Origin of the sequence: Acinetobacter sp. YH01019 (genome assembly GCF_013420285.1) — a bacterium.
GTDB classification, from domain to species: domain Bacteria; phylum Pseudomonadota; class Gammaproteobacteria; order Pseudomonadales; family Moraxellaceae; genus Acinetobacter; species Acinetobacter gandensis.
In genome coordinates, this window is the sequence record NZ_VOYM01000016.1 from 1 (window position 1) to 22,248 (window position 22,248).

Genomic DNA, 22,248 nt, shown 5'->3' on the forward strand with positions numbered 1-22,248 from the left:
CAGTCTTTGCATTGGTAGTTCTGTTTCCCATCTACTTTGATGCCATTTTTCTTTATACTGTCACTGAGGCAGGTTGGACATTTGATTTCTAGAGTTATTTGCATTTCTCTATTTTATCAAAATTCAACCTGCTTTTTTTTAGCATACTTTTTGATACACCACCATAATTCAGACTTAGCTTGCTTATGTCAGTCTTAATTTATACGAACCATGAGAAATTCGTGCTATGGCATAAGGTCTTCAGCAGAGCCTTATGCACTAGTTCCAAATGGCATTAACCACAATAATCACAACAATATTCTAAAAAATTAGACAGTCCCATATTTGGGACTTTTTCTTTTTAAGTAAAAAGAAGATTATTGATGTGATTTTCTTCTAAATTAAGGCTAAACCGCTGTAAAACTAAAACGGTTCAAAGTTTAGTCTTCTTCATTTATCTGTTGTACAACAATTGAAACTTCTTCAGGTTCAATTTTTTTCAATTTTTTACCGAAACTGCGTAACCACCAGACCAATTGAGATGTAAAGGGCACAGTTGCACTAACTTCAGCTAAACCGAATTCATTTTTATAAATGGTTTGATCCTTACTGAGTTGGCTTTCTTCAAAATACAACGCATCACGTTCAGACATGGTCAATTTTAATTGAATCATTTCAGTCGGTTTATTGAAGTCTACGCGGAAACCCAGTGCGCCAGAGTCAATATAGCCATCTATATCAAAATCAACAGGATGTAGCGCACGTGAATTTAATACAGTCGCTGACTTAAAACGGTGCAGGGCAAAGGTTTGAATGTCAGTTTTATCATGTCGTGTGCACACTAAATAAATAATCGCACCTTTTTGGACCAAAGCTAAAGGGTTGAGAATATAGGTTTTTTCTTCACTTTGTTGACCACGACCTTGATAAATACATTCCAATTGTTTGTCTTGTAATAAGCCTTCATAAATCGCTTGTTGTGATGCTTTATCAACCACCGGAGGAATGGAGGGTTGTGTTGCAGGAACGATACGGACACGGTTAATCCATTGGCGTACATTATTTTGAGAAGAGAGGCTACGACGTGCCAAATCGAACCAAGGATTCATCTCTTCAATGAGACTCGGTGGTAGTAAATGTTTGAGATGTTCTTCTACCATCATGAATGTAACCGCTTGCGAACTAGTCATATGCGGCAAACTCTGAATTGGAGCATCTGAGCGCCAACGCCAGCCTTGAGGTGTGGTTTTACTGCTTTCAATAGGGAAGCGAAGCGAAATTTGATTTAAATCACGTTGGATGGTGCGCAGGCTAATATCAATGCCTTCGCGATTTAGGATTTCCTGTAGTTCACGTGTTCCCATCCACTTACCTGTGGATAATCGTGAAAGAATTTGCCACTGGCGATAGAGGCTATTCGACGTTTCTTTTTCTTGTGAAGACATAATCTCAAACTTGAACTGATCTTGAAATGAATAAAATGATGCTGTTGGACACAATATGGAATCTTCATGTGTTTCGCAAGTCTTGAAATTAAAAAATAAGCTTTGACGCTGCTAAAGCATTTAGAAACATCTTGAGCAGTTTGATGCTGTACCCCTTACTGAATTTGATGCATAAATAAACAGATGAGCTGTGTGTAATGCCGTGGCATGTTTATTGCTTAATCTTATTTACAATAGATTACAAGAAACGTGGAGTTGCTATGCTGAAAGAGAACCGTAATACAACTTCGGATGGAATTGAGGGTTTGGGGGTGGAGCTTGGCGGTCATTTTACGACAGCACTTGCACTAAGAACATCACCAGTAGCACGAGGGTATGCGCTGTTTGATCAACTCAATTCAAATTTTTTTAATGAAATACGTGACAACAAGGCATTGAGTACTACAACTGCCCAACAACTTGAACAGTGGTTATCACATCATACTTTGGAAGAGCTCAAACAGCTAAATCAAGTGGCGAAACAACATTTTCTTTATGAGGGTATTACTTTTACGGTTTATGGTGAAGATGAAGGTATAGAGCGTACGATTCCTTACGATTTAATTCCACGTGTGATGGCACGTAAAGAATGGAATAATTTAGCTTTGGGCTGTGCGCAGCGGATAAAGGCGTTAAATTTATTTTTACATGATGTTTATCATCAGCAAGATATTTTAAAAGCGGGGATTATTTCTGAACTACAAGTGTTAACCCATGAAGCCTATCAACCACAAATGTATAAGCATTCTTTAAAGGGCAAAATTTATAGCCAAATCAGTGGAATTGATATTATTCGTGACAATAAAGGCGAATTTTACGTACTAGAAGATAATTTAAGAACCCCATCGGGTGTGTCTTATATGTTAGAAAGCCGCAAAATCAGTCAAAAATTAATGCCTGAGCTGTGTCAGCAAAGCAATATCATGGGTATTGAGCAGTACCCGCAGTTACTGCGTGAAATTTTAGCTGAGAATGCTTATGTAGATAATCCGTTTATTGTTGTCTTAACACCCGGTCGCTATAACAGTGCTTATTATGAACATGCGTTTTTGGCAAGAGAGATGGGTGTTCCCTTAGTGACATCACGTGACCTTTATGTAGAAAACGATAAGGTTTATGTGAAAACAGTCAAAGGTCGACAACAAGTTCATGTAATTTATCGTCGTGTGGATGATGCTTTTCTTGACCCGTTATGTTTTAAACCTGACAGTACATTGGGTGTAGCAGGACTCATGTCAGCTTATATGCAACATAATGTGGTTATTGCCAATGCGCCGGGTACGGGCGTTGCAGATGATAAATCGATTTATCCGTATGTCGATAAAATGATTCATTTCTATTTAGGTGAAAAAGCTATTTTAAAGAATGTGCCAACCTATCAGTGTCGCGAGCAGCATGATTTAGATTATGTTTTGGCCAACATGGAGCAACTTGTGGTGAAAGAAGCACAGGGTTCGGGTGGTTATGGCATGCTGATTGGCCCACAAGCATCAGCACAAGAAGTGAATCTATTTAAAGATAAAGTCGCTGCAGCACCACATTTATATATTGCCCAACCGACATTGGATTTGTCTGTCAGCCCGACTTTGTGTGAGGCAGGTATTTCAGAACGTCATATTGATCTTCGACCGTTTGTATTGAGCTCTCCGTATCGTACTGAAATTGTGCCAGGTGGTTTGACGCGTGTCGCAATGCAAGCAGGTTCACTGGTCGTGAATTCATCGCAAGGTGGCGGCATTAAGGATACATGGGTCGTAGACGATTTACGCTCATAAGAACTCCAAAATAAGGAGCAACACGATGATTTTATTAAATAGTAACGCTGAACATATTTTTTGGTTAGGCCGTTATTTAACGCGTACACAATATTTATGCAGTTTATTCCCGTTTCAAACGTCTGATGATGCTGTCAATTATGCGCATGCATTTTGCTTACCTGCTTTTGATGCGGCTTCTCTCAATGAGCTGGTTTTGAATCCAGAACAGCCAGCATCATTTTCCAGTCAATTTGAATGTGCGCGTGGCAATATTCAGGACTTGCGTGGAGTGCTTTCTGCAAAAAGTTATGCGGAATTGAATCAGCTTATTCGAAATGCCAGTGATAATCCTGGTTATATCTGTGATGTTGTCAATGAATGCCAAGAGGTTTTAGAAACTGAATCTGAAGATGTATTTTTATTTTTTAGTTTGGGGCAGTGCTTAGAACAATTTGATCGTCAACTTCGTATGCATCAGGATACGCAAACGACACTATCTAAAATTGAACATATTGTGAGTGCATTAGTTTCACAAGGTTGGGATAGTTTAGATGACGCATGGTTAAAATTAAAAGCTGAGCCAAATAGTCAAAATTTTTATCATTTTAGTGACTATATTCAAAACCTATTTGAGGTGAATATATGAAATTAATGGTTAACCATCAAACACATTATTTTTACAGTGATCTGGTAAATAGCAGTATTCAATACATCAAAATGACGCCATCAACCAATTCACATCAATGTGTCAAACATTGGGATGTGAGTGTACCAGGCGTGCGTGAAATGAAACTGGATGCATTTCGTAATGTGTGGTTGACCACAACTCAACGTAAGCCATATCAGCAGATGACCATCATGGCGCAAGGAATTGTGGAAATGAATCCCAATAAGCCTGATGGGGTACAGGATGACCTCAATCCAAATCTCTTTTTACAGCCTACTTTAAGCACCATGTGTGATACAGACATGAAAAGTTTCGCCGATTGTTATGTGCCTAGAATCAATCGTGCCAACCTCATTCGTTTATCTGAGGCAATTTTGGAGCATATTCCTTATGTCTCAAATCAAACGTCTGTACATACGTCAGCTATTGAGGCTTTTCAGCGTCGTCAGGGGGTATGTCAAGATCATAGCCATGTCATGATAGCGATGTGTAAATATTTAGGTATTCCTGCACGTTATGTATCAGGTTATTTATATGTACCACATACGGCTCACCTTGCGAGTCATGCATGGGTAGAAGCGTATTTAGATGATACATGGTATTGTTTTGATACAAGTAATCAGTTGTTTACACCACAATCACACATTTATGTTGCTGTTGGACGGGATTACTGGGATGTAGCTCCTGTACGCGGTGTACGTGATAAAGGCGGCGTTGAGTCAATGAACTCAATTGTTCAGGTGTTGGGCTGTTAATCATTTAGAGGGAAAAAGATGACTTATTGTTGTGCATTACGTTTACAGGATGGCATGGTATTTATTAGTGATACACGTACCAATGCAGGTGTTGATCATATTTCTGTTTTTCGTAAATTATATACTTTTGGGGTGCCTGGCGAGCGTTTTATTGCCATACAAACCTCGGGTAATTTAGCGACAACACAAGCGGTCATCGGACATTTAAAAAATCAACTTGAAGTGAAGCAAGAGCCAAATTTATACAGTGTAAATACCATGTTCGAAGTGGCTGAATTGGTTGGGCATACCTTAAAAAAGGTGATTGCCGATGTAACCTCAGATACGCTTGAACAGAGTAATTACTATTGTAGCTTATTGGTCGGTGGGCAAATTCAGGGTGCAGAAATGCAGCTTTATAACATTTACCCGCAAGGTAATTTTATTTGTGCTACATCAGATACGCCTTATTTCCAAATTGGTGAAAGTAAATATGGAAAACCGATTTTAGATCGGACGTTGCGATACGATATGCCCCTAGATGAGGCAATGCGATGTAGTTTAATTTCTTTTGATTCAACAATTCGCTCAAATGTATCAGTTGGAATGCCTTTAGATGCGTTGATCTATAAAAAAGATAGCCTTGAAATGCCAAATGGCAAACGTATTTATGAAGAAGATTCTTACTTCACAATGATCAGCAAAGGTTGGTCTGAAGCGTTGCGGCAGGGACTAATTGAATTGGCTAAACCGACAGAAGATTATTTTAATTAATTTATTTACTGACTAATGCTATGTTAAAACTGTATTAGAATCCGATAGTTCCAATGCAGTTTTTTTTCGGGATAAATAAAGATGAGGGCAGTTTAATCATGAAGCAACTCTGTTATGTAAGCTGTTCAACATCATCTTCTATAACATTGCTGGAAGATTTAAGAAATATACTCAGTGAAGCACGGGATTTTAACTATCGCAACGCAATTACAGGGGTGCTGTACTACGCAGATGGCTACTTTTTTCAGTGTTTGGAAGGTGAAGATCCAGTGCTTGAGTTGCTTGTGGAAAAGCTGCGAAAAGATTCTCGACATCGGGAGATTATGATCTATGGATTAAAGACCATTGATCAAACACATTTTACAGACTGGTCGATGAAATATGTTAGCAGAAGCAGCCATGCGCTTCAGTATTTGCATGAACAAGGGCAGGATAAATTTAGGCCATTTGCTTTAAATCCTGATCAGGTAGAAGCATTTGTAGCGTATTTGTATGATGCACAGCCTGATGAGGCTGCTTAAATAAAAAAGCCCAGAACAGATTCTGGGCTTTTTTAAGCATGATTCATTTATGCCAGTTTGCGGACAGGACGTGCACTCATACGGCAAAGTAATTCGTATCCAATCGTACCATTAGCTTCAGCTACATCGTCGACTAAGCGCTCTTTGCCCCATAGTTCAACTTCTGTACCAATCGGTGCATTGATATGAGTTACATCAATAGCGATCATGTCCATCGCTACACGACCAATTACACGTGTTTGTTGCCCGTTAATCGAAACATAGTTTTGTTTCGGGAAAGCACGAGGATATCCATCGCCATAGCCAATAGAAACGATAGCGAGTTGCATTTCTTGTTCAGCAATAAACGTCGAGCCATAACCAACAGACTCACCGGCTTGAATGGTATTTAAAGCAATAATTTCAGCAGTAAATGTCATTACAGGTTTTAGATCTAGTTCAGCAACAGTCTTGTCTGCAAATGGTGTTGCACCATACAGCATGATACCCGGGCGAACAAAATCAAAGTTTAATTCAGGCCATTTAAAAATCGCCGCTGAATTACAGCAAGAACCCATAATCGGTGCACATGCTTCTTTCACCTGTAAGAATTGATCACGCTGTTGATCATTCAAAGGGTGGTTTTCTGCATCCGCATTAGCAAAATGCATTGCCAGAACACAAGTAAAGCCTTCGGCTTTAAGTGAATTAATCACTTCAATAATTTCAGGGACTTTAAAACCAAGGCGGTTCATACCGCTGTTTAGTTTGATCCAAACTTTTAAGCCTTGAGTAATATAGGCTTCTTTATGGGCACGTAACCAATCCAATTGTTGTTGGTGGTGCACGACACATTCAATTTTTTTATCGATGACGATTTGCATTTCATCATCTGAAAAAATCCCTTCAATCAGTGTAATTGGCTGTTCATAACCAAGTTCACGAATTTCTAAGGCTTCTTCTAGGCAGGCAACACCAAAGGCATCACTGTCTTTTAAGGCTGCTAAGCAGTCTTTAACTCCATGTCCATAAGCATTGGCTTTTACCATGCTTACAATTTTAGCAGTTGGGGCAAGTTGTTTGACACGGTTTAAATTATATTGAAGTGCTTCTTGATCAATATAAACTGTAGCTTGGCGCACCCTAAATACTCCTACAGGGTCGATGAGATAATTGATGATGAAGTGTCTTTACTCTTCATCATCATACTGAGCATAAAACTCAGGAGAGAGGTTACTAAATTTGGTATATTGGCCTTCAAAGGCTAGACGAACAGAGCCAATTGGGCCGTTACGTTGTTTACCAATAATAATTTCTGCTGTACCAGCTTCTTTTGACTCTTTGTTATATACCTCGTCACGGTAAATAAACATGATCAAATCGGCATCCTGCTCGATCGCACCAGATTCACGTAAGTCTGACATGACTGGACGTTTATTTGGACGGTTTTCCAGTGATCGGTTCAACTGCGACAGCGCAATAACAGGGCAGTTCATTTCTTTTGCTAAGGCTTTGAGGCTTCGTGAAATTTCCGAGATCTCACCGACACGGTTATCACCCATACCTGGGACTTTCATTAACTGTAAGTAATCGACCATGATGCAACCGAGCTTACCACCATGCATTTTTGCAATACGGCGAGCACGAGCACGTACTTCCGTTGGCGGTAGCGCTGAGGAGTCATCAATGTATAAGTTCTTTTCTTGTAAATGCACGATGGTACTGGTCACTTTAGACCATTCATCTGCATCCATTTTACCGGCACGTAAATGCCCTTGATGTACACGACCAAAGGAGGAAATTAAACGCATCGCAATGGAGTCGGCTGGCATCTCCATTGAATAAACCAGAGCGGGTAAGTTATTGTTAAACAATACACTTTCAACCAAGTTCATGGCGAAAGTCGTTTTACCCATCGATGGACGTGCGGCAACAATAATTAAATCGCCTGCTTGCATACCTGAAGTTTTATTATCGAGTTCAACGAAGCCAGTGGTTAAACCGGTAATACTGCCTTCCGTTTGTGATAGTTCATTTAACTTATCAAAAACACTAGCAACAACTGAGTTAATCGCTTTCGGCCCTTGGGCTTTGGCGTTGTTATTGTGTTGTTCAGCAATAGAGAAAATATTGGTTTCAGCTAAGTCTAAAATTTCACTAACTGTGCGACCTTTGGTGTCATAGGCATTTTGTAAAATTTCAGAGCTGACCTTAATCATATTACGTAAGGTTGAGAACTCTTTAATTTTGGCTGCATACGTTTCAATGTTATAGAAACTTGAAGGGGAATCTGACATCAATTGCATCAGATATTCTTCACCACCAGCAGCATCAAGTAGGTTTTGTTTAATTAGCCAGTCATTGACCAGCACAGCATCATACGGTGAATTGTCTTTCGATAATTGATCGATGGCTCGGAAAATATATTTATGTCGTGTTGCATAAAAATCAGCTTCTGTCAGCACATCACCCACTTGCTCAAAAGACTCAGCCACAGTCATAAGTGCGGCTAGTACAGCTTGTTCAATGGCAAGATTATGGGGTGGGGTACGAAACTCTTTCAGCTGACCTTGTTCAGTCGGTTTTGCTGCTGAAGTTGAATTTTGCTTGCTGTTGGCATTCGCCTGTGACATAAAAATCCCTGATGATCAATTCACTGGATGCGGTAAAAAGTGGGGTTGAAAAATGTTGTTTCAACGCTTCATACAACCGAAATAATAGGCGTTTTATCCGCAATTGCGAAACAACTATTTCCGATTAAACCATGATTTCATACATTGGATGAAGACTTGAAAAACAATAATTTGCTTAATATTTTTTATACAGATAAAAAAAGAGCATGCCAAGGCATGCTCTTTTTTTTGCAGGAAATTACTCAGCTACGATAGTAACGAGAACTTCAGCAACAACATCATGATGCAATTGGATTGCGATGTTGAATTCACCAGTGTTGCGAAGCGCACCATTTGGTAAACGAACTTCTGCACGGTCTACAACAAGACCAGCATTAGTCAATGCGTCTGCGATGTCGCGAGTACCGATTGAACCGAATAGTTTACCTTCGTCACCAGCTTTAGCAGTGATAACGATGTTAACTTCGTTCAATTGGTCAGCACGAGCTTGAGCAGAAGCTAATACTTCAGCTTCTTGTTTCTCAAGTTCAGCACGACGAGCTTCAAAAGCAGCAGTGTTAGCTTCAGTTGCAGCAACAGCCTTACCTTGAGGGATAAGGAAGTTACGGCCGTAACCAGCTTTAACAGATACTTTATCACCTAGTTTACCTAGGTTTTTAATACGTTGTAATAAGATAATATCCACAGCTCAACCTCACTTATGATTGTCAGTGTAAGGGATCAAAGACAAGTAGCGAGCTTGTTTAATAGCTAACGCTAATTGACGTTGGTAACGAGCTTTAGTACCTGTAATACGGCTAGGAACAATCTTGCCGTTTTCAGTGATGTACTGTTTTAAAGTGTCGATATCTTTGTAGTCGATGTACGTAACGTTCTCAGCTGTAAAGCGGCAGAACTTGCGACGACGGTAAAAACGTGCCATGTTATGTTCTCCTTATGCTTCAGCAGAGTCTTGAGCTTGTTGTGCTTCTTCACGTTGAGCTTTACGCGCACGTTTTTCTTCAGCACTCTTAGCCAATAGTGACTCTTCAGTGATAGCGTTTTCACGACGGATGATAAGGCTACGAATGATTGCATCGTTGTAACGGAACAATTCTTCTAGCTCATCAAGAGTAGTTTGACCACACTCAACATTCATAAGAATGTAGTGAGCTTTGTGGATCTTGTTGATTGGGTAAGCCAATTGGCGACGGCCCCAGTCTTCAAGACGGTGGATTTGACCTTCAGCTTCTTTGATGTGAGTTAGGTAACGTTCTACCATACCCACAACTTGATCGCTTTGGTCTGGATGTACCAATAGTACGATTTCGTAGTGACGCATTGTCAGCTCCTTACGGTTTAGGCAGCCCCAACCTATAATTAAGTTGAAGCAAGGAGTCACAACCAAAGTTGTGTCGCATTAATTTGCGAAGCCTGAATTTTAGAGCGTTTAAGATTGAAATACAAGGTATTCAATAAAAAAGCCCTAATTAATTTCAGGATTAGTTCAATTCGGCTGGCGAAGTAAAAACACAATATAGCCTTTGAAATTTGAATCTTTTATTAAATGGGAGTGAGCTTGCCACTTCCCATGTTGTACTACACCAATTTTATAAGGCAATTTTAGTTGTGAAATTTTAGCTAAGTAACTCGCATAATTTGGAATGGTCGTTGAGCCTTGATAAGTTTGAATCGCAATTTCGTCAATATTGTGTCGAAGTAGTGCGAGGGTGGATTGATTGCGTACATTTGTCCAATCTAATAAGCCTGTAATACTTAAACGATAGTGTTTAGGTAAATGCTGTCTAAACTTTGCAAGAAATTCGGCATATTGCTGAATATTTTGGGTGCGTGCATCAAAATCGATCTGCAGACCTTGTATTTGATTGCCTTGGCTTTTCCATTGATTCAGCCGCTGAATAATTTGTTGAATATTATATGTTGACCAATTTAAATGATGGCTACGTACAACCAACCAAATATTTTGATTAGGCTTTTTTAGGATAGAGATCCCTTGAGGCTTAAGCTCCGATCGATTTTCGGCCCGATTCCAATTGATTTCACCTTGTAAAATATAAAGTTCTTTGGCTTGCTGTAAGTATGTTGCACTGCTGATATTTCCCCAAATCCAAAAACTTGAGTAATCCGCAGCATCTACAATTGTTTTATTAGTTGTTGATGCTTTATGTGGTTCTAAGTCTTTGGATGTTGTTTGTTGCGGGCTGCAAGCACATAGCAATACGCTCATGCATAACAAGGCACAAATGTTTATTAAAAATCGTGCTACATGTTTTGGCATAAATTTTACCAATAATATTTTAATGATTTTGCTCAGCCTGTATCAGGATAATCACGTTGGCTCTAGACTAGCAGATTTACACTTAATTTTACCTAATGAGGTTCCACAGCTCAGTTGCTAACTCATTAGGTTCCCTCATCCAACGCCATTCAGTTTCTTTAAGATGATAATCAAAGTACTCTTTTGATATGCCGTTAAACTTTGCTAGCCTTCTTTTACAAAAGCTCCAAAATGATTCTATTCCATTTATATGACATTCTCCTCTAGCAAACTCATTTGCTCCGTGATTTACCCTAAAATGCTTTGAATAACCCACATCAACAAGACCATTATAGCCACGCCATCCATCACTATAAATCACACTCTCAAGTGAAACTTTACCAATGATAACCTCTTGTAAAGTCTTCATTTTACAGTCAGGTACGATTTCAGTATAGACGCGCCCATTACGTTCGAATATTCCAAATACTGGCTGTTTTAGAGTCCCACGACCACGCTTTAACTTTCCATGAAACCCACGTTGCCTTTTCGCTCCAAAATAGCTTTCATCTACTTCTATTGAACCAACAAACTTAGCTCTTAAATCTGTTTGATGATCATAGATAGTTTCTCTAAAAAGCATGTACCAATAGTTAATCGTATTACGATTTAAATTGAGTAATAAGGCTGTTTTGGAAGCAGGAATATCAACACAAAAGCATTGAATAATTTTTTTAATCTTGTAGTGACTTAATTTACTGTTTTCTATCATGATTCTAGACTAACATAATCATTTTGCTAGTCTAGAGCCTCACGTTTTATTTGGTCATACCATTATTTACGAAAAGGTTTAGCAACATCTGAATCTTGACACTCATTGATGCCACTAGGTGCATAACATTGTATCGCACGAAATAGTGCATAAGCCGTTAATTTAGTTTTCTGATTTTGCTTGATAATCTCTTTATAGGTATTTCCACGGGCAAAGTCAGTGCCTTTAAAGCTAAGTAGAGAGTTGTCATGCGGATAACCTAAGTTAACAAGGTCATAGGCTTGTGAACTACGGCTATATTCTCCAAGGCAAAGTTTGAGTGGGAGTTCTTTTGGATTTATTTGGAGCTGTTTGGTTAATGTGAATAAATCAGGACATTGGACAGCGTTGCTAATCTTTGTTCCTTTCCAAAAGAAATTGGCGAACGGTGGTTGTTGATTAAATTTTTCCGGGGAGTTTTCACCTGAATGATATTGTGCTGAATTATTGGGTAATGCAGTAAAGGCTTGATTGAATAGTGGGTAATTTTGAAAAGCTAATGACTTATTCAGTACAGTATAGAGTGCTACATTTTTTGATCTTGAGTGGCATTTGGACTTTTAATAACGTGCATTAAGCTAGTTTCGTCGGCAGCATCTATCAAATATTGCTTTTGTAAAAAGGCTTGCTTAATTTTAGCATTTGAACCAATAAATTGGTTTAAATTTTGTTGTTTCGCATAGTGTGGATATAACATTAACTCGGCTGTACCAAGTTGTTCAGCAGTTTTACTTATTGCAAGTAAGTTTTCCCAATATTGTTGGGCATTTTTACTCGACTGAGTATTTTCTAAAATTTGACCTTTTAAAAGCAACTGACTGAGTTGTAAATAGCTGTGCATGCTATTTGGCATCGTCTGAGGTAAGTATTTCAACGCTTCCAATGGTTTATTTTGCACATAATACAAATGGTTGGCTTGTAAATATTGAAACAGTTCAGGTTGATCTTTAAAAATATTTTTCTGCGTATTTAATTCATTCCACGAAATAATCACATCATCATCCGCTTGTTTCTTTCGCATGTGCATCAAATCATAAATACTCAGAAAAAATGGATTTTTTAAATGTTTGATATTGAAATGTGAAGATTGAAAAACGTGTCGATCCATTTCATGAACTAGATTTGGCAGTTCCAAGTTATAGACACTTGATTTGGAATGGTTGAGTTGCCAAACATATTCATTCACTAATAGATCATGCTTACCGCTTAGCCAAAAACCACGACGTAAATAACCACGAGCACTTGCGGCGTATAGTCCTTGAGGGTAGAGCTTAAAATATTGGGTAATTGTATTAAAAAAATTGGTGACTAACTTTTGATTGATTTTGCTGTGATCGAGATCGCCATATTCACCCACACCACTTTGATAGGCTTCATTGAGTGAGCTGCGAATTAACATATATTGAGATGTTTCTTTCAGCCAAGCAGAGTCGACTTGTGTTAATACGGTATAAATTTTGGTAGCTGTGGAAAAGTTAGTATTATAAAAAGAAATCGTGGCGTTTAAATACGATGCATATTGGCGAGCCGTAGAAGACCAATTGGGATTTACTTGAATCAATGCTAATGTTTCTGCACATTGATTAATATTTTTACGTTCACGGATCAAACTTTCTTTTTCAGTTGCAGAGAGTTTAGCTTCAGCTTTCACTTGCTGAATGAATGCCTTAGAACCGTGCGATAAACTATTACAATGTTCATTGTAGCTTAAGGCAGGGATGTCTGTTACTTTTCGTGCATTCGGCGATTTATTCGCACTCACACTCAGCATACTTGATGCTTCAAAGGGCACCTTACTATACGAAGTCATCCATAAGGTCGATTTTGTTTCAGCAATATTTATTTTTGCTAAACCGAGATCGCTGAGCAAAAGAAGCATGTTGACTTGGTTGTCATTTGCAGGGGTTAAGGCGGGGAGTGACTGGCAAGCGGTATAGTGATTGCTCTGAACTTCTGTCGAAGGTTCACAGTAATTATCGACACCTGCTTGGCTTGATGTGCTGTAAAAAATAGAAAAAGGAATCAAAGAATAAAATAAAGCTTGATTGAATAATTTGAGTGAAGTGTTCATTTGCGCAGTGGTTTATTGTTGTTGGCGCAATGGTAGCAAGTCATTATTCTAAACAAAAGCGAGATGCAAAAAAAAGATAGAGATGACTCTATCTTTTTTAAAACAGAACGAAATTTGTTGCTGGCGCTGTGGAGGTAAAGCTAAAGCAAATACTGATTATTGTAATCAAAATTACAGAGAACAAGAAAAAGCGTTTTGCCCAAACTTGATCATTTTCAGCTTTGAAGCCCAATACACCAATATAAAACCAATAAATACAAAGTGCATTTAAAATAACCAAGTACAGCCAATTTGCATAACCAAATACAAATAGCAAATTCATGGTAATGGTAAATAAAACAACATAAATCAATGATTCAATTTTGGTACGTTGAATAGAGCGTGCCACAGGTAGAATCGGGATACCTGCATTTTTATAGTCATCGAAACGGTACACTGCAATTGCCCACGAATGTGGCATTTGCCAAAGTGCATATCCAATGAAAATAAGTAGTGCAGCAATATCAAACTGGTTGGCAACAGCGGTATAACCAATTACAGGAGGGCTAGCCCCTGAAATACTGCCAATCACGGTTTGATGAATTGTTGTTCGTTTTGTCCATAAGCTATAGAAAACAACGTATACGACAAAACCAATAACAGCAAAAAGGAAAGCGTAAGCATTTACCCAAAACCACAAAATGCCAAAACCTAACACACCGAGTACCAATGCATAAACATAAGCAACAGGTTCTGAAATGGTTTTTTTCACTAACGCACGATTTTGTGTGCGTTGCATTTTGATGTCGATGTCTTGATCAATAACATTGTTGACCACACATCCTGAAGCAACAACAAGGGTTGTGCCTAGAAGGGTAAGAAGCAGGAGAAGGAAATCTACAGAACCTTGAGTGGCTACAAAGTAGCCACCCAAAGTGGTAACGAAGTTACCAAAGAGAATTCCTGGTTTAGTCAGGAATAAATACTTTTTCAGCATGACGACCAGTTTAGATCATCATGTTGAAGTGAAGGTAGTTCATAATCCACACTGAACCTACTAAAAGAATAGCAATTGTGAGGATTGTATAAACAAATGCAATCACGTTCCAGCGTTGCTCTGAAGAAGAGTTCATATGCAGGAAGTAAACTAACTGAATAAGAATCTGAGCAATTGCAGTAATCGCGATTACGGCAACTAATAAACCACGGCTAAAACCACCTGCCATTACCATACCGAATGGAATTACGGTAAGTAGGACAGAAAGGATGAAACCAATCGTATATTGTTTAACGTTACCGTGAGCTGCACCAGCAGAGTTATGATCGTGACTCATTAGATAACTCCCATCAAGTAAACAACGCTGAATACACAGATCCAAACGATGTCAAGGAAGTGCCAGAACAAGCTTAGGCAAGCAAGACGACGAGTGTTTGGAAGTGTCAAACCATATTTCTTGATTTGGAACATCAACACAAGCATCCATACCAAACCAGAAGTTACGTGAATACCGTGCGTACCAACTAGAGTAAAGAACGCAGATAAGAACGCACTTGTGCTTGGGCCATGACCAGCATGAACTAAATGATTGAATTCATAAAGTTCCATACCAATGAAGGCTGCACCGAATACCCAAGTAACTGCTAACCAAGTTAAAACTTGATTAACATTTTTCTTGTATGCTGCAAGAACAGCAAAACCAAAAGTTACAGAAGAGATAAGAAGGGCGAAAGTTTCAGTTAAAACGAAACCTAAAGATTCACCAAATAGCTCTTTTGCACTTGGAGTGTCCACTGGAACGTGGCTACTTAATACAGCGAACGCAATGAAGAGTGTCCCGAAAAGAACCAAGTCACTCATCAAGTAAGTCCAGAAACCAAAGACAGTGATGTCAGTATCATCATGATGATGATGTTCGTCATGTCCGTGGTTGTCGTGATGAAGTACTTCAGCCATTGTCTTAGTCCTTCTTCAAATGTTTTTCAAGAAGCGCGTAGCGTTCATTTTCAATACGTTCAACTTCTGCAGCTGGAACATAGTAGTCCACTTTCTTAGTGAAAGAAGAAACGATGAAGCTGATAATTGAAGCAATGAAAGTTACAACGACTAACCACCAGATATGCCAGATTAATGCGAAGCCCATAACTGTAATAAACATTGCAATTACGAAACCTGCCGCACGGTTTGTAGGCATATGGATGTCTTCGTATGTAGTTGGCTTAGCGTAAGCAACACCATTTTCTTTGTCAGTCCAGAAAGTATCAATACCATTGATCTTTGGAAGGTAAGCAAAGTTATAGAATGGTGAAGGAGATGAAGTAGCCCACTCAAGAGTACGACCATCCCAGATATCGCCAGTAACGTCCATGTTGTCTTTGCGTTGAAGGAAACCAACAACAATTTGCATAACAAAACAGAAGATACCGATAGCAACAAGTACAGAACCGAATAACGCGATCGCTAAGTACGGATCCCATTCAGGGTTGTCATATGTATTCAAACGACGAGTCATACCCATGAAACCAAGGATATAAAGTGGCATGAATGCAAAGTAGAAACCGAAGAACCAGAACCAGAATGCTGCTTTACCCCAAGTTTCATTTAACTTCCAACCAAACATTTTTGGCCAGTAGAAAATGATACCCGCGAACATCGCGAATACTACACCACCAATAATTACGTTATGGAAGTGAGCGATAAGGAATAAAGAGTTGTGTACTAGGAAGTCCGCTGGTGGAACTGCCATTAACACGCCTGTTAAACCACCAATACCGAAAGTCACAAGGAAGCCAAGTGTCCAAAGCATTGGAGTTGTATAGGTGATGCGGCCCTTGTACATAGTGAATAACCAAGAGAAGATTTTCACACCAGTAGGGATCGCAATGATCATGGTCATGATACCGAAGAACGCGTTAACGTTGGCACCAGCACCCATTGTAAAGAAGTGGTGAACCCATACAACCAGTGAAAGAACACCAATTGCTACAGTTGCGTACACCATTGATTTGTAGCCGAACAACGCTTTGCGTGAGAACACAGCAGTAACTTCTGAGTAAATACCAAAAGCAGGTAATACCAAGATGTAAACTTCTGGGTGACCCCAAGTCCAAATCAAGTTTACATATAACATTGGGCTACCACCCATGTCATTTGTAAAGAAGTGGAAGCCGAAGTAACGGTCAAGTGAAAGCATTGCAATAGTCGCAGTTAATACTGGGAAAGTTGCAACGATAAGCACTACAGTAACTAATGCAGTCCAAGTGAAAATAGGCATGTCCATAAGTTTCATGCCAGGCGCACGCATTTTGATGATGGTAACGAAGAAGTTAACACCAGTAAGAAGCGTACCTAAACCAGAAACCTGAAGTGCCCAGATATAGTAGTCTACACCTACGCCTGGAGAGTATTCGATGCCAGAAAGTGGAGGGTAAGCCATCCAACCTGTTGCAGCGAATTCACCAATTGCAAGAGAAGCCATCATCAAGCCCGCAGCGCCGGCGAATAACCAGAAGCTAAGAGAGTTTAATAATGGGAATGCTACGTCACGCGCACCAATTTGAAGTGGTACAGCAACGTTCATTAAACCAACTACAAGACCCATCGCTACGAAGAAGATCATGATTACGCCGTGGGCAGTAAAGATCTGGTCATAGTGTTCAGGGTGTAAGTAACCTTCACCGCCACCTTTTGCAAGGAACAGTTGAAGACGCATCATAATCGCATCGGCAAAACCACGCACAAGCATGACAATTGACACGAGGATATACATGATACCGATTTTTTTATGGTCTACAGAAGTGAACCATTCAGTCCACAAGTAGTTCCATTTTTTAAAGTAGGTGATACCAGCAACAACTGCGATACCGCCAAGAATCATCATTGCAACTGTAACCAACACGATTGGATCGTGCGGAATTGCATCTGGTCCTAACTTACCTAATAAGCTCATGTCTTATTCCCCTGCAGCCGCATGTTCAACGCCTGCATGAGCTTCAGAAGCAGCAGCTTCATGACCAGCAGTAGCTGAATGATCAGCACCGTGGTAGTTGCTCATGTATTTGTTAATCACTGATTCGAACAATTTAGGTTCAACTGAAGAATAGTAAGTCACTGGGTGTGGCTTAGTAGGGTAAGGCTTCATTGCTTCAGCTAGAGCCTTCTCTTCAGGAGTAGTTGCTTTAGCAACTAAAACTTCGATCTGGTGTTTAGAACGGTTGCCGTCACGTAAGGTTGCAAATTCAGCTTGGTCTAAAACAGTTTTTTGAACTGCTTCAGGATTTACTGAAGAACCATTACCAGCTTTAACAGCAGAAACCCATTCAGCAAACTGAGCGTCAGTCACAGAATGTGCACGGAAGCGCATTTGTGAGAAGCCATAACCTGAATAGTTAGAAGAGAAACCACGGAAGCCTTCAGCAGGACTAGTTTCATCAGCTAATAAATTCAAGTGAGTTTGCATACCTGCCATAGCATAAATCTGACCACCTAACGCCGGAATGAAGAATGAGTTCATTGTGAAGTTAGAAGTTAAACGAAGGCTTACAGGAGTTTTCTCAGGGAAGCGGATTTCGTTTACAGTCGCGATGCCTTGTTCAGGGTAGATGAAGATCCATTTGAATTGTTCAGCAATAACTTGAACAGTTAAAGGAGCTTTATCTGACTCGAGTGGACGGTAAGGGTCATACTTGTGGGAACCCCACCAAGTTAACCAAGCTAAAATACCGATAATAATTACGGGGATACCCCAAACTACAACTTCAATTGCAGTCGAGTGTGCCCAAGTAGGTGCATAGTCTGCATCTTTATTTGACGCGCGATATTTCCAACCAAACCAAAGAGCCATAAGTGCTGATGGAATTACGACCAAAAGCATTAGGTAGATCGCAGTAAGCATGAGGTTTGACTGACCTTCAGCAACTGGACCTTTTGAGTTTAGAAGTACCATATCACCACCACACCCAGTTAAGAGTGCAGCGATCGCAGATAAAGACAATACAGCTAAAATTGTTTGTCTCATTTTACAACCTCGGTGAAGAGTCCCATTCCCTAATTTTTAAAATTGGGATAGCGATTAAAGTGTCGCATGATTATGAGGTTTTTTCAGATATGAAAAACCAACGCAATCATGTGACACCGCTACGTTGTAGGGCATTATGCCTTATATCGACAAACTAAGCTATATATAAACATGCTTTAAATGACTGTATTAAAACCCTATTTTGATGGTCGGGATTGTATTTTTTTTATGGTAATTTTATTTTATTTTCAAGGTGCTGCATAAAAAAGGGATGAAAAAATCATCCCTTTTGAAAAATGCTAAGTTATTGATTTATGACTTTAGTTTTTGCCAACTTGTCGTGCAAAGTTTGGCGTTTTTGTCCAAAGATAAACAACGAATCAATAATTACACTGAGAGGCATAGATAAAAAGTTTAAGAAAATAAATAAAACACTGCGTAAAGTGAAGCCACGCATTAAGTTTACTTGCTCATGTGTTTCGGCATCTACAATCTTAATTTTGGTGATTTTTTTTCCAATACTTTGACCTGACTTAGCGATTAAATAAGCCTGAATAAATAACATGATAAAGATGTAGGCAAACATTGCGATCCACGCTTGGTTTGGAAACATATCCATCATTTGTGTCTGTAAATTTTGCAATACTGTTGGTTCAACATTTGGTGTCATTACCGCTTGCATAAACTGTTCATTTAAACTTGCGAATTGTGATTTTTCTTCTGTATTAAAAAAACCAGTCAAAATGAAAGTCGCAGGAATCCAAAGGAGTAAATCGACTATTTTAGCCAATACGCGTTTAGGAATACTTGCTAGGCTAACAGACTGATTTTGTGTCTGTGAATTTGTAGAAGTATAACTTTGCTGTGTGTTATTTGGACTTTGCTCGAAAGGCGTCGTTGGTGCAGGAGCTATATAACCTTCAGGCGTGTACACATGCTGACCTTGAGTAAGTTCACCCAAAGCTTTCCATTCGCTCATGCCTTGATGCCAAACGAGATCCGTTAACAAAACTTGCTGGCTTGCAAGCATTTGGTTGAGTTGCTCAAGTGAATAAGGACCCGCTTGTTGATTATTTCGCGCCAAGTAAATCTGCATAAAACTAATGTCTCAAAAACGTCTATAAAAGTATAAATAAAAAAAAAGACCCACGTGTGGGTCTTTTTTTAACACAGTTTATTAAGCTTGTTGAGCTTTTTCTTCAGAAAGGAAGAACCATGTGTCTAATACTGAGTCTGGGTTAAGTGAAACAGATTCAATACCTTGTTCCATTAACCATTGTGCAAGATCAGGGTGATCTGAAGGGCCTTGACCACAAATACCTACGTATTTACCCGCTTTACGGCAAGCATGAATTGCCATAGAAAGTAATGCTTTAACCGCTGGATCACGTTCATCAAATAGGTGAGAAACGATACCAGAGTCGCGGTCTAGACCAAGTGTTAACTGAGTCAAGTCGTTAGAACCGATAGAGAAACCATCGAAGTGTTCAAGGAACTGTTCAGCCAACAATGCGTTGGTCGGAAGTTCACACATCATGATCACTTTAAGACCGTTTTCACCACGTTTAAGACCGTTAAGCGCTAATAATTCAATTACACGTTTCGCTTCAGCAACAGTACGTACGAAAGGAATCATGATTTGAATGTTTGTTAAGCCCATTTCATCGCGTGCTTTTTTCAACGCGCGGCATTCTAATTCGAAGCAGTCACGGAAGTTATCGGACACATAACGGCTAGCACCACGGAAGCCCAACATTGGGTTTTCTTCTTCAGGTTCGTATAACTTACCACCGATTAAGTTCGCATATTCGTTTGACTTAAAGTCAGACATACGAACAATCACTGGTTTGTCAGCGAAAGCAGCAGCAAGTGTAGAAATACCTTCAACTAGTTTTTCAACATAGAATTCGATAGGTGATGCATAGCCAGCAGTACGTGACATTACAGCAGCACGAGTCTCACGTGGAAGGCTGTCAATGTTAAGCAGTGCTTTAGGGTGTACACCGATCATACGGTTGATGATGAATTCAAGACGTGCAAGACCAACACCTTCGTTTGGAATTTGAGCGAAGTCAAATGCGCGGTCAGGGTTACCTACGTTCATCATAATTTTGAACGGTAGAGTAGGCATTGATTCAATCGAGTTACGTTGGATTTCAAAATCCAAAGAGCCTTCGTAAATAAAGCCTGTATCACCTTCAGCACAAGAAACAGTCACTTCTTGACCATCAGTCAATACTTCAGTCGCATTACCACAACCAACAATTGCTGGAACACCAAGCTCACGTGCAATGATTGCAGCGTGACAAGTACGACCACCACGGTTTGTTACAATCGCAGCAGCACGTTTCATTACTGGTTCCCAATCTGGGTCAGTCATGTCAGATACAAGTACGTCGCCGTCTTGAACTTTATCCATTTCTTTGATTGAAGTTACGATACGTACGCGACCAGAACCAATACGTTGACCGATTGAACGACCTTCACAAATTACGTTGCCTTTTTGCTTAAGCAGGTAACGTTCCATTGTGCCTACATTTTGGCGGCTCTTCACAGTTTCAGGACGTGCTTGAACGATGTAGATTTGACCGTCGTCGCCGTCTTTCGCCCATTCGATGTCCATTGCAGAACCGTAATGGTTTTCAATGATTAACGCTTGTTTCGCAAGTTCTTGAAGTTCATGATCGTTCAAAGCGAATTGCTGACGATCCGCTTTTTCAACATCAACAACAACAACTGATTTACCAGCTGCGCCTTCTTCACCATAAATCATTTTTTGATGTTTAGAACCAAGGTTACGACGTAATACAGCATGTTTGCCTGCATTAAGAAGTGGTTTAGACACATAGAATTCGTCAGGGTTTACAGCACCTTGTACAACCATTTCACCCAAGCCATAAGAAGCTGTGATGAAAACTGCGTCGCGGAAACCAGATTCAGTATCTAGTGTAAACATTACACCAGCTGCACCTGTTTCAGAGCGAACCATACGTTGAACACCAGCAGATAACGCAACAACGTCATGTGCAAAGTTTTGGTGAACACGGTAAGAAATAGCACGGTCATTATAAAGTGATGCAAACACTTCTTTGATTGCAACAAGGATATTGTCGATACCACGGATGTTCAAGAAAGTTTCTTGTTGGCCCGCGAAAGAAGCGTCTGGTAAGTCTTCTGCAGTAGCAGATGAACGAACGGCAACCGCAATTTCAGGGTTGCCGTTTGAAAGTACTGTGAAAGCTTCACGGATTTCTTTTTCAAGTTCTGCTGTAAGCGGAGTGTCTACAATCCATTGGCGGATTTTAGCGCCTGTTTCAGCCAATGCATTTACGTCATCAACATTCAAGGCTGCAAGTTCAGCATTGATTTTAGCGTTTAGGCCGCTTTGCTCGAGAAATTCACGATATGCTTGAGCTGTAGTAGCAAAACCACCAGGTACCGATACACCAGCATTTGATAAATGGCTGATCATCTCGCCCAATGATGAGTTTTTCCCACCAACGAGTTCAACGTCGTGTTTCCCTAATTTTTCTAGACCAATTACGCGCGCTTCCAAAGTTGTTACTCCACTTTTGCAGTATTAATCA

At 39.7% G+C, this 22,248-nt stretch carries 20 protein-coding genes and 2 pseudogenes; 5 read left to right on the top strand and 17 right to left on the bottom strand.

Annotated elements, in window-relative coordinates:
- Together FTT84_RS05945 and FTT84_RS05950 are read right to left on the bottom strand one after the other, a co-directional pair.
- A pseudogene (locus FTT84_RS05945) lies at positions 1–104 on the bottom strand (IS1 family transposase); the annotation flags it as partial.
- A 315-nt stretch (positions 105–419) separates the two neighbouring features.
- A complete protein-coding gene (locus tag FTT84_RS05950) occupies positions 420–1,424 on the bottom strand; it encodes a YafY family protein (protein WP_067767341.1) in 1,005 nt (334 codons plus the stop codon).
- Between the two features lie 380 nt (positions 1,425–1,804).
- On the opposite strand from FTT84_RS05950, the pseudogene FTT84_RS05955 reads away from it, so the two are divergent.
- From FTT84_RS05955 to FTT84_RS05975, 5 genes and pseudogenes are all read left to right on the top strand, one after another.
- Positions 1,805–3,238: pseudogene (locus tag FTT84_RS05955) on the top strand (circularly permuted type 2 ATP-grasp protein); the annotation flags it as partial.
- A 25-nt stretch (positions 3,239–3,263) separates the two neighbouring features.
- The gene (locus FTT84_RS05960; RefSeq protein WP_067767336.1) at positions 3,264–3,866 is read left to right on the top strand and encodes an alpha-E domain-containing protein; all 603 of its coding nucleotides are present in this window, start codon (positions 3,264–3,266) and stop codon (positions 3,864–3,866) included.
- Positions 3,863–4,642 (top strand): transglutaminase family protein, encoded by a 780-nt coding sequence (locus FTT84_RS05965; RefSeq protein ID WP_180080430.1) that lies wholly within the window; start codon positions 3,863–3,865, stop codon positions 4,640–4,642. Before FTT84_RS05960 ends, FTT84_RS05965 begins: the two co-directional genes overlap by 4 nt.
- Before the next feature lie 18 nt (positions 4,643–4,660).
- Positions 4,661–5,395, top strand: coding sequence for a proteasome-type protease (locus tag FTT84_RS05970; RefSeq protein ID WP_180080432.1), 735 nt, complete (start codon positions 4,661–4,663; stop codon positions 5,393–5,395).
- A 98-nt stretch (positions 5,396–5,493) separates the two neighbouring features.
- Positions 5,494–5,916: a BLUF domain-containing protein gene (locus tag FTT84_RS05975; RefSeq protein WP_180080436.1), complete on the top strand. Its 423-nt coding sequence runs from the start codon at positions 5,494–5,496 to the stop codon at positions 5,914–5,916.
- A 47-nt stretch (positions 5,917–5,963) separates the two neighbouring features.
- Here FTT84_RS05975 and alr read toward each other — a convergent pair whose 3' ends face one another.
- From alr to ppsA, 15 genes are all read right to left on the bottom strand, one after another.
- Positions 5,964–7,037 (bottom strand): alanine racemase, encoded by a 1,074-nt coding sequence (gene alr, locus FTT84_RS05980; protein ID WP_180080438.1) that lies wholly within the window; start codon positions 7,035–7,037, stop codon positions 5,964–5,966.
- A 48-nt stretch (positions 7,038–7,085) separates the two neighbouring features.
- Complete coding sequence (dnaB, locus tag FTT84_RS05985; protein ID WP_180080440.1) at positions 7,086–8,528, bottom strand: replicative DNA helicase; 1,443 nt, start codon at positions 8,526–8,528, stop codon at positions 7,086–7,088.
- A 238-nt stretch (positions 8,529–8,766) separates the two neighbouring features.
- On the bottom strand, positions 8,767–9,213 hold the full coding sequence (gene rplI / locus FTT84_RS05990) for a 50S ribosomal protein L9 (RefSeq protein WP_067767320.1): 447 nt from the start codon (positions 9,211–9,213) through the stop codon (positions 8,767–8,769).
- A 9-nt stretch (positions 9,214–9,222) separates the two neighbouring features.
- Positions 9,223–9,450: a 30S ribosomal protein S18 gene (gene rpsR, locus FTT84_RS05995; RefSeq protein WP_004278792.1), complete on the bottom strand. Its 228-nt coding sequence runs from the start codon at positions 9,448–9,450 to the stop codon at positions 9,223–9,225.
- 12 nt (positions 9,451–9,462) lie between these two features.
- Positions 9,463–9,849, bottom strand: coding sequence for a 30S ribosomal protein S6 (rpsF, locus tag FTT84_RS06000; protein WP_004696436.1), 387 nt, complete (start codon positions 9,847–9,849; stop codon positions 9,463–9,465).
- 165 nt (positions 9,850–10,014) lie between these two features.
- Complete coding sequence (locus tag FTT84_RS06005; RefSeq protein ID WP_257223367.1) at positions 10,015–10,806, bottom strand: DUF3142 domain-containing protein; 792 nt, start codon at positions 10,804–10,806, stop codon at positions 10,015–10,017.
- 88 nt (positions 10,807–10,894) lie between these two features.
- Positions 10,895–11,557, bottom strand: a complete 663-nt coding sequence (locus tag FTT84_RS06010; protein WP_004783898.1) for an IS1595-like element ISAcra1 family transposase — start codon at positions 11,555–11,557, stop codon at positions 10,895–10,897.
- A 565-nt stretch (positions 11,558–12,122) separates the two neighbouring features.
- Positions 12,123–13,667: a hypothetical protein gene (locus FTT84_RS06015; protein ID WP_180080442.1), complete on the bottom strand. Its 1,545-nt coding sequence runs from the start codon at positions 13,665–13,667 to the stop codon at positions 12,123–12,125.
- A gap of 97 nt (positions 13,668–13,764) precedes the next feature.
- Positions 13,765–14,643: a heme o synthase gene (gene cyoE, locus FTT84_RS06020; protein ID WP_067767318.1), complete on the bottom strand. Its 879-nt coding sequence runs from the start codon at positions 14,641–14,643 to the stop codon at positions 13,765–13,767.
- A gap of 10 nt (positions 14,644–14,653) precedes the next feature.
- Positions 14,654–14,980: a cytochrome o ubiquinol oxidase subunit IV gene (locus tag FTT84_RS06025; protein ID WP_067767316.1), complete on the bottom strand. Its 327-nt coding sequence runs from the start codon at positions 14,978–14,980 to the stop codon at positions 14,654–14,656.
- Positions 14,980–15,600, bottom strand: a complete 621-nt coding sequence (gene cyoC / locus FTT84_RS06030; protein ID WP_067767313.1) for a cytochrome o ubiquinol oxidase subunit III — start codon at positions 15,598–15,600, stop codon at positions 14,980–14,982. The genes FTT84_RS06025 and cyoC overlap by 1 nt, the downstream gene beginning before the upstream one ends.
- Before the next feature lie 4 nt (positions 15,601–15,604).
- On the bottom strand, positions 15,605–17,593 hold the full coding sequence (gene cyoB / locus FTT84_RS06035) for a cytochrome o ubiquinol oxidase subunit I (RefSeq protein WP_180056534.1): 1,989 nt from the start codon (positions 17,591–17,593) through the stop codon (positions 15,605–15,607).
- Positions 17,594–17,596: 3 nt separating this feature from the next.
- Positions 17,597–18,661: a ubiquinol oxidase subunit II gene (gene cyoA / locus FTT84_RS06040; protein ID WP_180056536.1), complete on the bottom strand. Its 1,065-nt coding sequence runs from the start codon at positions 18,659–18,661 to the stop codon at positions 17,597–17,599.
- A gap of 304 nt (positions 18,662–18,965) precedes the next feature.
- On the bottom strand, positions 18,966–19,757 hold the full coding sequence (locus FTT84_RS06045; protein ID WP_180080445.1) for an RDD family protein: 792 nt from the start codon (positions 19,755–19,757) through the stop codon (positions 18,966–18,968).
- A gap of 81 nt (positions 19,758–19,838) precedes the next feature.
- On the bottom strand, positions 19,839–22,217 hold the full coding sequence (gene ppsA, locus FTT84_RS06050) for a phosphoenolpyruvate synthase (protein ID WP_067767300.1): 2,379 nt from the start codon (positions 22,215–22,217) through the stop codon (positions 19,839–19,841).
- Positions 22,218–22,248: the final 31 nt, after the last annotated feature.

What these genes read in the sequence shown, in the direction of transcription:
- cyoE (WP_067767318.1), bottom strand. Translation starts at nt 14,643, where the DNA reads ATGCTGAAAAAGTATTTATTCCTGACTAAACCAGGAATTCTCTTTGGT.
- dnaB (WP_180080440.1), bottom strand. Translation starts at nt 8,528, where the DNA reads ATGTCACAGGCGAATGCCAACAGCAAGCAAAATTCAACTTCAGCAGCA.
- FTT84_RS06025 (WP_067767316.1), bottom strand. Translation starts at nt 14,980, where the DNA reads ATGAGTCACGATCATAACTCTGCTGGTGCAGCTCACGGTAACGTTAAA.
- FTT84_RS06010 (WP_004783898.1), bottom strand. Translation starts at nt 11,557, where the DNA reads ATGATAGAAAACAGTAAATTAAGTCACTACAAGATTAAAAAAATTATT.
- cyoB (WP_180056534.1), bottom strand. Translation starts at nt 17,593, where the DNA reads ATGAGCTTATTAGGTAAGTTAGGACCAGATGCAATTCCGCACGATCCA.
- FTT84_RS06005 (WP_257223367.1), bottom strand. Translation starts at nt 10,806, where the DNA reads ATGCCAAAACATGTAGCACGATTTTTAATAAACATTTGTGCCTTGTTA.
- FTT84_RS06045 (WP_180080445.1), bottom strand. Translation starts at nt 19,757, where the DNA reads ATGCAGATTTACTTGGCGCGAAATAATCAACAAGCGGGTCCTTATTCA.
- rpsF (WP_004696436.1), bottom strand. Translation starts at nt 9,849, where the DNA reads ATGCGTCACTACGAAATCGTACTATTGGTACATCCAGACCAAAGCGAT.
- FTT84_RS05950 (WP_067767341.1), bottom strand. Translation starts at nt 1,424, where the DNA reads ATGTCTTCACAAGAAAAAGAAACGTCGAATAGCCTCTATCGCCAGTGG.
- FTT84_RS05975 (WP_180080436.1), top strand. Translation starts at nt 5,494, where the DNA reads ATGAAGCAACTCTGTTATGTAAGCTGTTCAACATCATCTTCTATAACA.
- FTT84_RS05970 (WP_180080432.1), top strand. Translation starts at nt 4,661, where the DNA reads ATGACTTATTGTTGTGCATTACGTTTACAGGATGGCATGGTATTTATT.
- cyoA (WP_180056536.1), bottom strand. Translation starts at nt 18,661, where the DNA reads ATGAGACAAACAATTTTAGCTGTATTGTCTTTATCTGCGATCGCTGCA.
- cyoC (WP_067767313.1), bottom strand. Translation starts at nt 15,600, where the DNA reads ATGGCTGAAGTACTTCATCACGACAACCACGGACATGACGAACATCAT.
- FTT84_RS06015 (WP_180080442.1), bottom strand. Translation starts at nt 13,667, where the DNA reads ATGAACACTTCACTCAAATTATTCAATCAAGCTTTATTTTATTCTTTG.
- FTT84_RS05960 (WP_067767336.1), top strand. Translation starts at nt 3,264, where the DNA reads ATGATTTTATTAAATAGTAACGCTGAACATATTTTTTGGTTAGGCCGT.
- FTT84_RS05965 (WP_180080430.1), top strand. Translation starts at nt 3,863, where the DNA reads ATGAAATTAATGGTTAACCATCAAACACATTATTTTTACAGTGATCTG.
- rpsR (WP_004278792.1), bottom strand. Translation starts at nt 9,450, where the DNA reads ATGGCACGTTTTTACCGTCGTCGCAAGTTCTGCCGCTTTACAGCTGAG.